The sequence below is a fragment of the Botrimarina hoheduenensis genome (assembly GCF_007859815.1).
GTDB lineage: Bacteria > Planctomycetota > Planctomycetia > Pirellulales > Lacipirellulaceae > Botrimarina > Botrimarina hoheduenensis.
The window spans coordinates 335,277-350,258 of the sequence record NZ_SJPH01000002.1 but is presented as its reverse complement, the minus strand read 5'-3'; the positions used below and the strand labels follow the sequence as shown (position 1 = coordinate 350,258).

Annotated in this window: 8 protein-coding genes; 2 read left to right on the top strand and 6 right to left on the bottom strand. The window is 62.9% G+C overall.

The genetic code is table 11. From position 1 onward, the window contains the following. Positions 1–60 precede the first annotated feature (60 nt). From Pla111_RS05165 to Pla111_RS05155, 3 genes are all read right to left on the bottom strand, one after another. The gene (locus tag Pla111_RS05165) at positions 61–4,728 is read right to left on the bottom strand and encodes a glutamate synthase-related protein (protein ID WP_146572058.1); all 4,668 of its coding nucleotides are present in this window, start codon (positions 4,726–4,728) and stop codon (positions 61–63) included. 114 nt (positions 4,729–4,842) lie between these two features. Further along, positions 4,843–5,817, bottom strand: coding sequence for a LysR family transcriptional regulator (locus Pla111_RS05160; RefSeq protein ID WP_261342116.1), 975 nt, complete (start codon positions 5,815–5,817; stop codon positions 4,843–4,845). 309 nt (positions 5,818–6,126) lie between these two features. Then, a complete protein-coding gene (locus Pla111_RS05155) occupies positions 6,127–7,323 on the bottom strand; it encodes a peptidylprolyl isomerase (protein ID WP_231930758.1) in 1,197 nt (398 codons plus the stop codon). A gap of 281 nt (positions 7,324–7,604) precedes the next feature. On the opposite strand from Pla111_RS05155, the gene Pla111_RS05150 reads away from it, so the two are divergent. After that, complete coding sequence (locus Pla111_RS05150; protein WP_146572056.1) at positions 7,605–8,339, top strand: RsmD family RNA methyltransferase; 735 nt, start codon at positions 7,605–7,607, stop codon at positions 8,337–8,339. Then, positions 8,336–9,298 carry an alpha/beta hydrolase gene (locus tag Pla111_RS05145; RefSeq protein WP_146572054.1) on the top strand — a complete coding sequence of 321 codons (963 nt, stop codon included), beginning with the start codon at positions 8,336–8,338 and terminating at the stop codon, positions 9,296–9,298. The genes Pla111_RS05150 and Pla111_RS05145 overlap by 4 nt, the downstream gene beginning before the upstream one ends. A gap of 109 nt (positions 9,299–9,407) precedes the next feature. Here Pla111_RS05145 and Pla111_RS05140 read toward each other — a convergent pair whose 3' ends face one another. The 3 genes from Pla111_RS05140 to Pla111_RS05130 all read right to left on the bottom strand — a co-directional run bounded on the left by Pla111_RS05140 (position 9,408) and on the right by Pla111_RS05130 (position 14,907). Beyond that, the gene (locus Pla111_RS05140) at positions 9,408–11,183 is read right to left on the bottom strand and encodes an ABC-F family ATP-binding cassette domain-containing protein (RefSeq protein ID WP_146572052.1); all 1,776 of its coding nucleotides are present in this window, start codon (positions 11,181–11,183) and stop codon (positions 9,408–9,410) included. A 152-nt stretch (positions 11,184–11,335) separates the two neighbouring features. After that, positions 11,336–13,045 (bottom strand): apolipoprotein N-acyltransferase, encoded by a 1,710-nt coding sequence (lnt, locus tag Pla111_RS05135; RefSeq protein ID WP_146572050.1) that lies wholly within the window; start codon positions 13,043–13,045, stop codon positions 11,336–11,338. Beyond that, on the bottom strand, positions 13,042–14,907 hold the full coding sequence (locus tag Pla111_RS05130) for a hypothetical protein (protein WP_146572048.1): 1,866 nt from the start codon (positions 14,905–14,907) through the stop codon (positions 13,042–13,044). Before Pla111_RS05130 ends, lnt begins: the two co-directional genes overlap by 4 nt. Between the last annotated feature and the right edge of the window lie 75 nt (positions 14,908–14,982).

The following is a 14,982-nucleotide window of genomic DNA, read 5'->3' as shown; positions in this document are numbered from 1 at the left end:
CTCCGATCGGTCGGAGAGGCGGGCCGGGAATCGGGTGTCAAGTCTCGCAACGAGCGAGAGCTAAACCGGCGCGGGTTCTTCTGGAGCGCGCGCCTTGAGCGTTTCTAGAACTCGCTTGTAGTCGGTCGGCATGACCTTCACAAACTCGCCCAAGACCTCTTCCCAACGCTCGAGCACGTCGGCGGCTACAGGGCTATCGGTCGCGGCTTGGTGGGCAGCAATCAACTCGTGAAGTTCGGCGATGTCCTCTTCGTCACGAACCTCCTCCAGATCCACCATGCCCGCGTTGTGATTCAGCTCGAAGGTCTCCCGATTAGGAGCCCAGACGTATGCAACGCCACCCGACATGCCCGCCGCAAAGTTGCGCCCGGTCGGGCCGAGGATCACCACTCGACCGCCTGTCATGTACTCGCAGCCGTGGTCGCCAACGCCCTCAACCACCGCATGGGCACCGCTGTTTCTTACGGCAAACCGTTCCGCCGCTCGGCCGCGGAAAAACGCCTCGCCCCGAGTTGCCCCGTACAAGCACACATTGCCAACCAGGATCTGATCCTCTGCCTTGAAGGTGGAAGCCTTTGGCGGATAAACGATGACCCGACCTCCCGATAAGCCTTTGCCCACGTAGTCATTGGCGTCGCCTTCCAGCTCAATCGTCACTCCGTGCGCCAAGAAGGCACCGAGGCTCTGACCCGCATGACCGGTGAATTTCAGGTGGATCGTATCGGCGGGCAGGCCGGCTTCGCCGTAGCGCTTTGCGATCTCATTCGAGAGGATCGTTCCTACCGTCCGATCGGTATTCACAATCGGCAGTTCGGCTTCGACCGCTTGGCCCGCTTCGAGCGCCGGGCGGGCAATGTCTAGCAGGCGACGCACATCAAGCGTCTTCTCCAACCCGTGATCTTGGGCCTGGGTGCAGTAAGCGTCGGCGTTGTCGTAAGGCCGCGGACCAGGGGTAAACAGACTACTGAGGTCCAAGCCATCCGACTTCCAGTGACTGACAGCTTTTGTCGCGTCAAGCACTTCGATCTTGCCGACCATCTCGGGGATCGTTCGGAAACCCAACTCTGCCATAATCGTGCGCGCTTCTTCCGCGACCATGAACAAATAGTTCACCACATGCTCGGGCTTGCCACGGAACATCTTGCGGAGTTCAGGGTCCTGCGTCGCGACCCCCACCGGGCAGGTATTCAGGTGGCACTTCCGCATCATGATGCAGCCCAGCGTGATCAGCGGTGCCGTGCTGAAACCAAACTCCTCGGCACCCAACAGTGCCGCAATCACCACATCGCGGCCGGTCTTCAGGCCTCCGTCGGTCTGGAGCACGACGCGGCTCCGCAGATCGTTAGCCATCAGCGTCTGGTGGGTCTCGGCGATGCCGATCTCCCACGGCAGACCCGCGTGCTTGATGCTGGTCAGCGGCGACGCCCCCGTGCCGCCACCGTCGCCGGCGATCAGCACATGATCGGCATGCCCTTTAACGACCCCCGCGGCGATCGTCCCTACGCCAACTTCTGAAACCAGCTTCACGCTGATTCGCGCGGCGCGATTGGCGTTCTTCAGGTCGTAGATCAGCTGTGCCAAGTCTTCGATCGAATAGATATCATGGTGCGGTGGAGGGCTGATGAGGCCCACGCCGGGTGTGCTGTAGCGGATGCGTGCGATATTGTCATCCACCTTGCGACCGGGCAGCTCGCCCCCTTCGCCTGGCTTGGCACCCTGCGAGATCTTGATCTGGATCTCATCGGCGTTCGTGAGATAACTGATCGTGACGCCAAAGCGCCCCGACGCCACCTGTTTGATGGCCGAGCGTCGCGAGTCGCCGTTCGCATCCGGAGTCCAGCGGGCCGGATCCTCGCCACCCTCACCCGTGTTGCTCTTACCGCCCAGACGATTCATCGCCACAGCGAGTGTCTCGTGGGCTTCGGCGGAGATGCTTCCGAACGACATGGCACCGGTGCAAAAGCGTTTTACGATCTCTTTCGCCGACTCCACTTCGTCCAACGGGACTGGTATGCGCGAGCCATCTTTTTTGAAATCCAACAGTCCACGCAGCTGGCAGCGGGTGCGGCTATCGTTATTGATGTGGTCTGCGAACCGTGCATAAGCGGTTTGGTCGCCCGCTCGCGCGGCCGCTTGGATATCGGCGATCGACTGTGGATCCCACATGTGCCGCTCACCTTCGGCACGCCAGTGAAACTCGCCGGGGTTAGGCAACACCGGCAGGCGTGGGGTGGGGTGATCGGGGAAACCCAGGGCGTGGCGCCGCAAGGCTTCCTCGGCGAGCACCTTGAAATCGACCCCCTGCACGCGACTTGCCGTGCCAGTGAAGCAGAGCGAGATCACCTCATCCTTGATGCCGAGGGCTTCAAAGATTTGGGCACCTTTGTAACTCTGCAGTGTCGAGATGCCCATCTTGGCCATCACCTTGAGCATGCCCTTCGCGACGCCCGTTCGATACTTACGCACCAAATCGTGATCGGCGGCGCTGATCGGGTCGAACGCCTCGCCATCGGCCCCCGCTTCGATCGCCGGATGTTCGTGCCCTTCGCCCCCTTCATCGCCAATCTGTGGTTCAACTTCGTCCATGAGACCGTCGCGCCGTGCTTGCCACAGCGACTCAAACGCCAGATACGGATTGATCGCGTCGGCACCATACCCCACCAGCAAACAGTGATGGTGGACCTCGCGGGCCTCGCCTGTCTCACAGATCAGACCCACACGGGTCCGCTTGCTGCTTTTGATTAGGTGCTGGTGGACGGCTCCCACCGCCAGCAGCATCGGAATCGCGACGCGCCCCTGACGCACTTGCCGATCCGACAGCAGCAGGATCGTCTCCCCGCCATCGACCGCCTTCTCCGCCTCGCGGCAGACCCGATCCAGAGCATCGCGCATGCCGCTGGCACCGTGGCTCCGCGCCCAGGTCGTGTCGATCGTCTTGGTGCTCCAACCCGGATCGGTCATGTGCCGGATGGCGGCAAGCTGCTCGTTGGAAAGAATCGGGTGCTTCAGGCGCAAGCGATGCGCGTGCCGCTCGGTCGGCTCGAGCAGATTCCGCTCGGGGCCGATGTAGCACTCGAGCGACATGATCACTTCCTCGCGGATCGAATCGATCGCAGGATTCGTGACCTGTGCGAAGAGCTGTTTGAAGTAGTCGTACAGCATCCGCGGCTTGTCGCTGAGGACCGCCAGACAGCTGTCGTTGCCCATCGACCCGATCGGGTCCTTCTCGACCTTGACGAGCGGCAACAGCATGAACTTCATCGTCTCGACCGTGAAGCCAAACGCTTGCATCCGCGCCAGCAGCGTGGCCGGATCAAAGTTATGCGATTCGCGTTCCGGGTGCAGTCTGTTCAGGTCGATCCGCTGCTTCGCAATCCAATCGCCGTAAGGCTGGCGGGTGGCGAAGTCTTCCTTAAGCTCTTCATCGGGGATCAAACGCCCCTGCTCGAAATCAACCAAGAACATCCGGCCGGGTTGCAATCGACCCTTCGCTTTGACGTTTGCCGGATCGACGTCAACCACTCCGACCTCACTCGCCATGATCACGCGATCATCGTGAGTCAGGTAGTAACGCGAGGGCCGCAGGCCGTTGCGGTCGAGCACCGCACCGATGTACTTGCCATCGGTGAACACGATCGAGGCGGGGCCGTCCCACGGTTCCATCAAGGCGGAGTGGTACTCGTAGAACGCCTTTTTGGTCGGGCTCATCGTGGCGTGATTCTGCCACGCCTCGGGAACCATCATCATGATGGCCTCTTGTAGCGAGCGACCCGACATCTGCAGAAACTCGAGCACGTTGTCAAACGTTCCCGAGTCGCTGCAGTCGGGCTCGACGATGGGGAACAGCTGCGGAAGCCGCTCGCCAAACAGGCTGCTCTCGAGCACCCCCTGGCGGGCGAACATCCAGTTGGCGTTGCCCTTGACCGTGTTGATCTCGCCGTTGTGGCTCATAAAGCGCAGCGGCTGCGCGCGATCCCAACTCGGAAAAGTGTTCGTCGCGAACCGCGAGTGGACCATCGCCAGATGGCTCTCAAACGTGGGGTCCTTCAGGTCGGGGTAGAATCGGTAGAGCTGCTCGGTGGTGAGCATCCCCTTGTAGATAATGGTCTTGGTGCTCAGCGAGCAGATATAGAACAGCTTGGCTTGCTTGAGCGACGGGTCGCGGCGGAGCTGGTTGCTGGACCGTTTACGAATCAGGTAGAGCGTCCGCTCAAAGGCTTCCGCCTCGCAGTCATCGGCCGCGGCGATCACAAGCTGCTCAATAACCGGCTGAGCGTTCTTGGCAGTCGGGCCCAGGTCCGCCAGCACCGGATCAACCGGCACAGGACGCCAGCCCACCAGACGCTGACCGGCATCGCTCACGAGATGCGCGACCGCCGCCTTGCAGCGGTCACGCTCCGAAGCGCTCTGCGGAAGAAAAACGTTACCAACGGCGTACCGGCCACTCGCCGGCAGTTCCACGCCCAGGTCGGTTTCGATGGCTGCCTTAAAAAAACGCTGCGGCACCGCGGTCAGAATTCCCGCTCCATCGCCCGTGTTTTCTTCGCACCCACAGGCACCGCGGTGGTCCATCCGCCGCAGCAAATCTTCCGAGTCTACCACAATCTGATGGCTCGCTACGCCCTTCACGTTCGCGATGAAGCCCACTCCGCAGGCATCGTGTTCGTGCGCGGGATCGTACAGCCCCTGCTGAGAGGGAAGATGCAGCAACGAGGCAGGATTACGCATCGCATCAATCGCTTTGGAGTTCACTTAAGTTTTATATCGCAGGACGTAGGGGCGGTGAGAAACATGAGCTTCGCAAGGCGCGAAACAATGTGCTGATGTCGCAGCACCGGTGGGCTACAGGACGGTCACTTGGGGGATTGCTCCCTCTTGCGGACTGTGTTTTCGCGCAGGAATCAACAGGTCGGGCGGATCGCCCGCGTGACGCTGGAGCAATTCGATAAATCGTTGGGCTGCCGGGCTGAGGGGCTCATCGCGCCGGACCAGCAATCCGAGGGGCCGCACAAAGGCGTCGACCGCGCCCAGCCGATCCGCCAGACCAACCTTCACGAGCGATCCCAACGCCACCTCCGAAGCAAAAGTGGCTGCCGGCAGCAGGCCGATCCCTTCCCCCACTTCGATCGCTCGCTTCACCGATTCAAGATTGTCAAACTCGAGCGCCACAACCACCGGAGCTCGCTGCGAGGCCAGCCAGCGGTCCATCTCATCGCGGACCCGCAGTCCCGACGATGGCATCACCAGCGACTGATGACTCAACCGATCAACCGACACTACGCTCTCGCTCGCCAGCGGATGGCTCGGTGCCACCGCCACCGCGAACGGCTCGTTACGCCAGGATCGCGCGTACAGTTTCTTCGTGGTCTCGGCATAGCTCACCACACCGATGTCTGCATCGCCCGACTCCACAGCGCACTGCACCTGATCGGGGTGCATGTAATCGATCCGGAGCAAGATCTCGGGCGACTCTCGACGGAACTCATCAACCATCCGTCGCATCTGCCCGAGGCCCACCGAATAGATGGCGGCGATGTTCAAGCGGACTGTCTGGTGATCGTGCAGCGAGCGGATATCTCGCTCGAGTTCATCGTAGAGCTGGACCAGTTCGAGGCAGCCCTTATGGTAGCGCTCCCCTTCAGGCGTAATAACAAACGGCCTGCGCGAGCGATCGATAAGCTGCACCCCCAGTCGATCCTCAAGGTTATGGACCATCTGGCTGACGTTCGGCTGCGAAACGCCATTCAACTCGGCGGCTTTCGAAAAGCTGCCGAGCCGCACGATATCGCAAAAGATCTTTAACGAACGCAGCTGCACTACCGACCGCGAGTGACGAAGGCTAAACCGGAAAAGGGCATCCGCGCCCTGCGGCCCCCCGATTAGCGATCGCTATAAGAGGCGGCCTTAGCATTGCTCAAAGCAAATCAAGCGTACGGTCTAAGCCCCCAAGAAGTCAACTAAGACGCCTTACTGCGCCCGCATTGATCGCATCAAGTCCATATGGCATAATCACTTACGATCAATCGACCAAACGCACCCGGAGCCGTGCGCAGGCCGGAGAGCGGCCTGCGCTCCCGCAATAGAGGCGCGACGGGAGATTGGACGGCCCGCTGTGGTTCGCCAAATCTAGCGGCCCGGAAGCTTCTCAAACGAGTAGCTGTGACCACGATCGCGAAGCACTTTTGCGGAGAGGATTTTGTCCGCTGGCGGGCTTGGGCCATTGGGATCGACGCGATTCAGATCCGCAAGCACACCAAAGCCCTCTACCACGCGACCGAAGGCGGTGTGACGCCCGTCCAGGTGCTCGGTCGGTACAAAGCACAGAAAGAATTGGCTGCCACCGGTGTTGCGTCCGGCGTGCGCCATGCTGAGCGTGCCACGGAAGTGCTTACGCGCGTCGGGGCGTGCGCATTCGCAAGCGATCGCGTAGCCGGGCCCCCCGGAGCCGGTGCCTGTCGGATCCCCACCTTGCGCCATGAAACGTGGCAGCACGCGGTGGAAGACGACCCCGTCATAGAAACCGTCTTTAGCGAGCGTGAGGAAGTTGGCGGTCGCGATGGGTGCCTGGTCCTCAAACAGCTCGATCACCACGTCCCCTTTGGAAGTGGTCAGCAGCACACGGGGCAGATTGTCTGCGGCCGCATCCTGCGCCTGAATCTTGCTTTCCGCCTCCCACCGAGCGCGGAACCGGTCGCGTTCCTTCAAATAGCGGATCGCGTTGTCAAACGTGTCTTGGGCGGCTTCGGTGGTTCCGGGCGAGGTCTGCAGCGTCTTGCGTTCTTCGACCACTGCGGCAAATTTGTCCGCCAGATCGAACTGATTGGTCACCACCGCCGCAAACGCGCCCCACAGCGGCAGCTCGGTCCGCTCATGGCCCGCATCGACCAGCGCCTCGATCACGGGCAAAGCGGCTTCGTAGTCGTCTCCCCCGCCCTCAGCACCACGTCCTACCATCTGGTGCTCGACCGCGGCCACCAGGAGCTTGGTGACCTCGGGGTCGGCCATCGGGGCCGCGCGGAAGGCTTCGAGGGCAGAACTCAGCATGGCATCGACTTTCGCTTGGGTGCTCGCGATCTGCGTCTGCAGCTCGCTGTTGATCTGGGCCTGGCGCTCGGCACTGGCCCCCTGGTGCTCGGTTCGTAGCTTCTCGATGGACCGGATCGCCTGCTTGTAATCCGCAACCGCCTGTTGGAAAGCGGCGGCCGGATCGGCAGCGCCGACAGGAGCAGCAGCGCCGCCGGAAGCCGGAGCATTCTGACCCCAAGCGGTCCCGCCCAGCGCAAGGGCGAGCGACAAACCAACGGCCATCGGGCGTACGAACATCGTGCTTTGGGGGGCGTGGGGGTCGAGAAGTCCTTGCTGTGCTGCGTACCATAACGCTTGTTGGTTCGCTCCCCAACGGGGTGCCCCCCTTAAGAACAGAAGACTTGCTAGCGTTCCGACCAGCTGATGGCGGGTAGGATTGGCCCCGTGGTGCCCCACGAACGCGGATCCAAGCCCGCCGCCAGACGCTTTGCCGATTACGCAAGCTGCTTGCTTGCTGCTTCGATCACACGCTCACCCCCCTCACTTTGCCTTCCCGCGTTTCGTCCCCTAGCGTCATCATGCCCCGCCGCCCCGCCCGCCACTCTCAGCCTGGCAACCCGATCGAGTCGGCCGACCTGCAAATCATCGGGGGCAAGTTCCGCGGCACCCGGCTGGTCTTTGAACCCCACCAGCAGTCCCAAAAAGGGCACCCTGCGATGGGCAAAGCGTCGCTCGTGACGCGACCGATGAAGCATCGGGTGCGCGAAGCGATCTTTAACCTGGTCGGCATGCAGGCCGCCGGCAAGCATGCGATGGACCTGTTCGCCGGTACCGGTGCCCTGGGCATCGAGGCGATCAGTCGCGGAGCACTCTCGGCAACGTTCATCGAACGCCATGTCCCCACCGCCCGCGTGGTGCGCGAGAATATCGAATCCGTCGGCCTCGTCGACCAGACGGAGCTGCTCATCAGCAGCGCGTTTGTGTGGGGCAAGGCAGACCTCGCCACCTGGTCGTGTGCGGCGGAGACTCCCCAAGCAACGCGGCCATGGCTGGTGTTTGTCTCGCCCCCCTACTCGTTCTTTGTCGAGCGGGCCGACGAGATGCTCGGATTAATCCACGCTGTTAAGCAGCGCCTGCCCCCCGGCAGTTTGATGCTGGTAGAAGCGGACGAACGCTTCGACTTCTCGCTGCTTGAAGGGGGTGTCCGAGCCGATCGGCACGATAGCGGCTGGGATGTTCGCACGTATTCCCCGGCGGTCGTCGGTGTGTGGCGCGAGGCAGAATCCGAAGAACATCAGGTAACGCACGCATGAAACACTTCCTGCCCGTCGTTTTGCTACTACTGCTGTGTGATACCGCGGGAGCTCGGTCCGACGCCGCGCCCCTGCTGGTGCGGCTCTGGAAAGGGGTGCCGCCCGGATCAGAGTCCTATCACAAAGCAGAACGCTACGAACCCCGCGGGACCGGCCAGCCCAACGGCTGGCTCACAGGCGTCTCGCAGCCCGTGTTGTCGGTCTATCGACCGATGGACGAACAGCAAACCGGTGCCGCAATCGTCATCTGCCCCGGTGGAGGTTATGCGGGGCAAGCCATTGATAAGGAAGGCCACGACATCGCCCGCTGGTTTGTCGAACGCGGCGTATTAGCAGCGGTGCTCCCTTATCGGTGCGGCGGCGGTCCGCACCAGCAGCCCGTTCCGCTCAACGACGCTCAAGAGGCCCTTCGCTTGGTGCGCTGCCAAGCCGCCGACTGGAAAATCGATCCGCAGCGCATCGGAATCATGGGATTCTCTGCCGGGGGGCATCTGGCGGCGACGGCGGCGACGAAATCAACGCCGGGCGATCCCACCTCGCAGAGCCTGCTCGAACGACAATCGAGTCGCCCTGACTTCGCCGTGCTCGTTTATCCGGTCATTTCGATGCGTGAGGGGGTCACACACGAGGGATCGCGCCGGAATCTGCTGGGAAACGATCCCGACGAAGCGACCCTTACCGCCTGGAGCGCTGACGAACAGGTTGATGCCCAAACGCCCCCCACATTGCTGATCCATTCGGCCGACGACAAGTCCGTTCCGCTGGAAAATGCGCTACGCTACGAGGCGGCTTGTCGACGACAGGGCGTACAAGCCGAGTTGCACATCTACCCAACCGGAGGACACGGGTTTGGCATGCGAGCCACGCAGGGAACCGTTCGCGACTGGCCCCGAGTGCTCGAATCCTGGCTTGCTGAGCAGAACGTGTTCGAGCCAATGTCGGATTCCGATCAGCAATAACGCCGATGCCCCAGCGCACGGCGAGAGTAGGCGGTAAGAAGCTCGTCCCGTCCGCGCTGCTCCGCTAGGGGCTAGTCGCAAGCACGGTGCTGGACCGTGCTCACGCCGCCTACCAGGCACCGACCGCTTCGCTCAATTCGAGCCATTCGGCTTCCAGCGCTTCGATCTCGACGCTCAGCGCGGCGAGCCGATCGTGGATTTTCTTGGCGGCCGAGGCCTCGGTCGCGTGGACCTGCTCGGCGGTGAGCGTCTTGCGTTCGTCGTCGAGCTTGGCGATTTTTCGCTCAACGCTCTTGAGCTGCTTCTGCAGGTCGCGATCAGACTTGCCGCGTGACTTGCTGCCAGACGCACCGCCAGACTGATCGGTCGCTTTGGTGGTGCTCTCACTGCGTAGGCCGACGTCGATCTCCTTCTGGGTCCGGTAGACATAGTCATCGTAGCCGCCCGGATAGCTGACGACCCGTCCTTCACGCACCTCGATCACGGCCGTAGCGACCTCGTGCATGAAGTATCGGTCGTGACTGGTGAAGATGACGGTTCCCTCGTAGCGTTTGAGGGCCGCGGCTAAGGCCTCGATGGTTTCGACATCCAGGTGGTTGCCGGGCTCGTCGAGCACGAGCACGTTGTGCTGCTCCAGCAGCAATCCCGCGAGCACCAACCGAGCGCGCTCGCCGCCGCTGAGGACCTTGATTGATTTCTCCGCGCGCTCGCCGGAAAACAAGAAGCTGCCCGCCACGTCTTTTAGCTGTTGCGTGTTCGTCCCCGGCGCGGCCTGGTAATCCAGGTACTCAAGCACCGTCAGATTCTCGCGGAGCGTTGTGTAAACGTGCTGAGCGTAAACGCCAACCTGACAACCAAAACCCCATTTCATCTGCCCGCCCTTGACCGGCAGCGACTCGCACAGGGTGCGCAAAAACGTTGTCTTGCCCTGGCCGTTGTCGCCGACGATGCCGACGCGAGACTGATGCTCGATCTCGATCTGGATGTCGCTCGCGATATCGCGATCCTCGTAGCCGATCGTCAGATCCTCGGCTCGTAGCGCGGGCCCCTGGCGCGGGATCACCTTGGGAAACGAGAAGTGGACGCGCGCCTCCTCGCCACGGACCTCGACAAACTCAAGCTTCTCCAGCTGCTTGGCCTTGCTCCGCGCCTGGCTCGCCGTGTTGGCGTTCGCACGGTTGCTGGCGATGAACTGTTCAAGCTGCTTCCGCTTGGAAGCGGTTGCCGCGTTCAACCGGCGATCGTGTTCACGACGCTCGTCAAGATTGTCGAGATACGAATCGACGTCGCCCGGGAACATGGTCAACTGACCGCGCGATAGCTCAAGCGTGTGGTTGCAGGTCTGCTTTAGGAACGAGCGATCGTGGGAAACCACGAGCACGCCAGCGCGAAAGTCGCGCAGGAAGTGTTCCAGCAGCATCTGCGTGCGCAGGTCGAGGAAGTTCGTCGGCTCGTCCAGGATCAGCAGGTTCGGGTCGTGCAGCAGCAACGCTGCCAGCTTGACCCGCGTCTGCCATCCGCCCGATAGCTCGCGCACCGGACGGTGCAGCATGTCGTCGCCCAAGGCAAACTGCCACGCGACCTGGCCACAGCGCCAGTCGGGCTGTCCGCTATCGCGGATCAGGAAGTCGCTGACCGTCTCGCCCTCGAAAAACGGATCGTGCTGCCGCAGATAGCCCAGCCGCAGCTTCTTGCCCTGGACCACCTCGCCCGCGTCGAGGTCTTCTTCCCCCAACAAGATTCGGCAGAGGGTACTCTTGCCCGCACCGTTGCGACCAATGAGCCCCACCTTCTGATCGTCGGTGAAAGAGCAGCTGGCGTCCTCCAGCAAGTGCTGGTGGCCGTAACGCTTGTAAGCGGCTTGTACCGAGAGAACGACGGGCATCGTGAACCGAGGAAGACAATCGAGGGAAACGGAGGGGAGCAGCCGCACACGTAGCGAAGCGCCCGATCATTCACGCTGACGCAGCAGCACCGCTCGTGCGCTACTTAGCAGGGTTCTTCGTCTCCACACCTTCATCGGGCTCGATCCGTTTCTCATAACGCTGCTTGGTTCGCTCGGGGCCAAAGACCCAGGATCGCGACAAGACCGCTCAGCGCCAAGCACGTCCCCGCGAACCAATCGCCGTAGCGAACATAAGGCGTCGGCAGGCCCGAACGCCGGAGCGGCACCTCCGCCACAAGCACATACTCCTGCTGGCGGGGGCTTACCTCAAGCACAACGCCTGAGGCGTCGATCACCGCCGAGAGGCCCCCGTTGGCCGCCACCACCAACGGTGTGCCCGTCTCGGCCGCACGATACTGGGCACAGGCCAAGTGCATGTCGAGTTCGCTGGCACCCCAAAACCAAGCGTCGTTCGTGATGTTTACCAACAGGTCGGGGGGGGATCCGGCCTCGGCGAGCTCCGCCACCTGCCCGCGGATAACCCGCGAAACGATCGTTTCGAAGCAGATGCTGGGGGCGATCGTTACCTCGCGGCCCGCGCTTGTTTTGACCAAAAAAGGGACGGGGCCGTCACCCGCCGCCATGCCGGCACCGACCGGCGTGAGAAAGTACAAGGCCGGCACGCCCGACATCAGCGGAATGTACTCGCCAAACGGCACGAGGTGCGTCTTGTCGTAAAACGCCTGAAGCCGACCCTCGGCGTCAATCAGCAGGGCGCTGTTGTAGACATCGGCCGTCGGCCAGTCGTCGGGCACAGCGGGATCCGGGTGCCAGTCGAATCGGTCGGCTCCGACCAGCAGCGGCGTCTGAAGCTTCGTCGCCAGCGAGCGGAACCAATCGGCCGTGTTCTGCAAGCGCCGGAGCAGATTTTCGTCACTACCGGCGGGGGGGATCATGTTGCCGGCAAACGTATCGAGCGGCGGACGAAACATCGACTCGGGCCACACGATCAGATCGAGCGTCTGGCCCTCGACTGCCGCACTTTCAACCGCTTCAAGCGACAACGCCGACTGCCGATCCATGATCTGACGGTTACGCTCGTTGAAGTCATGATCCCACGTAGCGAGGGTGTTGCCCTGGATGATCGCGACGGTGAGGCTCTCTTGCCGCATGCCTTGGGCAACCGCGGCGAGTTTAGCGGTGCTGACCGCAAGATCGTTAGGCAACGAAAGTAGCCCGCCGATCGACAGGGCAACCAGAGCGGCTCCCCCCCGTGAAAGCCGGGGCGCTGCAAGAAGCCATACGCCCTGCACCGCGGCCGCCGCGACAAGCAGCACCACGAAGGAGACACCGTAGGCACCGATCAAACGGGCCAACCCCCGTGCAAACGCTTGATCAGCAAGGGCATGGCTCGGCGCGCCCATCAAAAAGCCGCTGAATAGCCGCTCTTGCAGCAGCTCCAAACCGGTCCACACGATCGGCGCGGCAATCCCGAGCGGGGCCATCGCCCGTCGGGTCGCAACCCTTGTGAGCCACACAAACGCCGTCGGGTAAAGGCCCAGGTACAGCGACAGAAAAACCCAGCCGATCGGCGTCAGCGGGTGGGGCAGGCAGACCCACCCGATAAGCCCTGCCCAGGCCACCACGCCCGAGAGATAAACCCGCCACCAATCGCCCCGGTCCAGTGGCTCGGCGCGCTGGGCAACGATAAGCCAGCCCAGGGGACCAACCCACACCAGCGGCCACCATCCCATCGGCGGCTGGGCTAGCCACAGCACCGCGGCGCTGGCGAGTCCCCAGCGCAGGGTTGCGAAGCGGTGGACGCCGGTTTCCGCTGTCGCCGACGCGGCTGGGTTGCTCACCGCAGGTAAGCCTCCACCTCGGCGTGTAGCTGCGTGACCGCATCGAACGCTTCTTGCCGTGACTGCGCGTACTCGATCCGTCGCGCGGCATCGCGCCACAATCGGCCCGGAATCACCGCACGCTCTGCGGCGGCGGTTGTCGCTCGTGCTACCGGACCGGCCAACGCAGGGCGTTCGTCAAACAGGGCGAGCAGGGCGTTCGTCTTCAGGGCGATTTCAAAAAGCGCCGCGTGATCCGGGCCGTGTACCGCCGCGATCTGGTCGCCCAGCTTCTCGGCCGAAGAGAGCAGCTGCTGCAGCCGCGTCGTCGCGGAACTACCAACCGCCGGCGGGGCGACCGCGCTCAATTTGAGTTGCTTCAACAAACGGTTTGACTCTTCGCTCCAGAGCCGAACCTCGTCGTCCGTTGCCCCCTCGGCACCGGCCAGTTGAGCCAAGCCGAGCTTCGCGCCCAGCAGCCAGCTCAGGTGCCGCGTGTTGTAGGGCAAGACGGGCAAAGCCGGCAGCGGTTCCCGTGATGACATCCGCGCCGCGGTGGCCGGTGCCGTGACTGCCGGTTCGGCCACCGGGGGCTCTGTTACGGGAGGCTCTGTTACGGGAGGCTCCGTAACGGAGGGCTCTGTCGCGGAGGGCTCTGTCGCGGAAGGCTCTGTCGCGGAAGGCTCTGCAACGACAGACCCTGTCGCGGGTGAGTCGGCGAGCGGCGGGGCCGAGTAACGACTTGTCTCAGCCGAGGCGGCATCACTTTTCGGATCATCAAACGGATCGAATCCCGGCGCCGGCTCCGCCGTATCCCTAGCAACGGGAGCGGAAACAATTGCCGGCGGAAGCTCTTCGCGCGCCGCATCGGTCGTGGGCACCTCATCGAGATCCGGCAGCGTGAACGTTTCTTCCGGAGGAAGCTCGCCTTCGGCGAGGCCATTCGTCTCGGGCGTCGGGATCGGCTCCCACAGAAGCCGCTCAACCGGTAGCGGTTCTTCGTTCGGCCCGGCTTCCGCCACGATCGGCGGCGGAACCGCTTGGCTCGGTTCACGATCCACCGGTGCTGCGGACGATTCCACTACGGGCTCCGGCTGCGGGGCTTTTGCGTCTCGCACACCGGGGCGGCTGAGTGGTCCGATCTCTAAGCCGCTCAGATTATCCTCCAACTCCTTCGCAGCGGGAGCCGGGGGATCATCGAAAGGTGGCGGATTGCCATAGGAGGGGGGCGACTTGGCATCGACCTGGTCGCTGGTGACGGTATCCGCCTCTGAGGAAGGGGGCTCGGAGGGTGGTTCAAAAGCAAATTCGGGCTCGGGTTCCGGCTCCGGCGGTAGGGACGCGGTCTCCTCGCCGGGCGAGGCTTCGGGGGCCACGCCAAGCTCGCGTTCCATAAAATCCAACGACGCATCAAAGCCATCGTCTTCCTCAGCCGGAGTCGTGTCAGGCGCGGCAGCGTAACGGTCGCCAACAAGCGGGGCCGCTTCCGAAGTTTCGGCGGGCTCGTCCGCGTCGGCTTCCACATCGCTAAACAACTGCTGCGCTTTGGCTGAGGCCGGCCCGGCGGGCGTTTCCGATTGCCACGGAAGCGGCGGCGGATCGCGCGGCACAAGGCCCGCGGAAGACGACTCCTCGGGTGTCGGGGCGTTCACTTCTTCGGCTAAACCGCTCGTGTCGGGCGGCGTTTCAACGGGTGCCGTCCCCTCGGAAGCGCTCTCGCCCGGATCGAAGGCCGGCGCTTCGGTGGCATCGTTCGTAGCCGCGGCGGCATCGCCCGGATTCGCCCCCTCGTATTCCACCGCCGGGGAACAGCCTCCCAGCAGGGTCAAACCACCGACCATCAGCAAAGCCGCTGCGGCTGTCCGCACGAAACAAGCCGACACGCGGGCATCTGGGCCGACGATCTTGGTTACGTTGTAGTCGCGCAATGTGAGCCGCCTTACCGTCTACGCCCCATG

What these genes read in the sequence shown, in the direction of transcription:
- Pla111_RS05165 (WP_146572058.1), bottom strand. Translation starts at nt 4,728, where the DNA reads ATGCGTAATCCTGCCTCGTTGCTGCATCTTCCCTCTCAGCAGGGGCTG.
- Pla111_RS05150 (WP_146572056.1), top strand. Translation starts at nt 7,605, where the DNA reads ATGCCCCGCCGCCCCGCCCGCCACTCTCAGCCTGGCAACCCGATCGAG.
- Pla111_RS05145 (WP_146572054.1), top strand. Translation starts at nt 8,336, where the DNA reads ATGAAACACTTCCTGCCCGTCGTTTTGCTACTACTGCTGTGTGATACC.
- Pla111_RS05155 (WP_231930758.1), bottom strand. Translation starts at nt 7,323, where the DNA reads ATGTTCGTACGCCCGATGGCCGTTGGTTTGTCGCTCGCCCTTGCGCTG.
- Pla111_RS05140 (WP_146572052.1), bottom strand. Translation starts at nt 11,183, where the DNA reads ATGCCCGTCGTTCTCTCGGTACAAGCCGCTTACAAGCGTTACGGCCAC.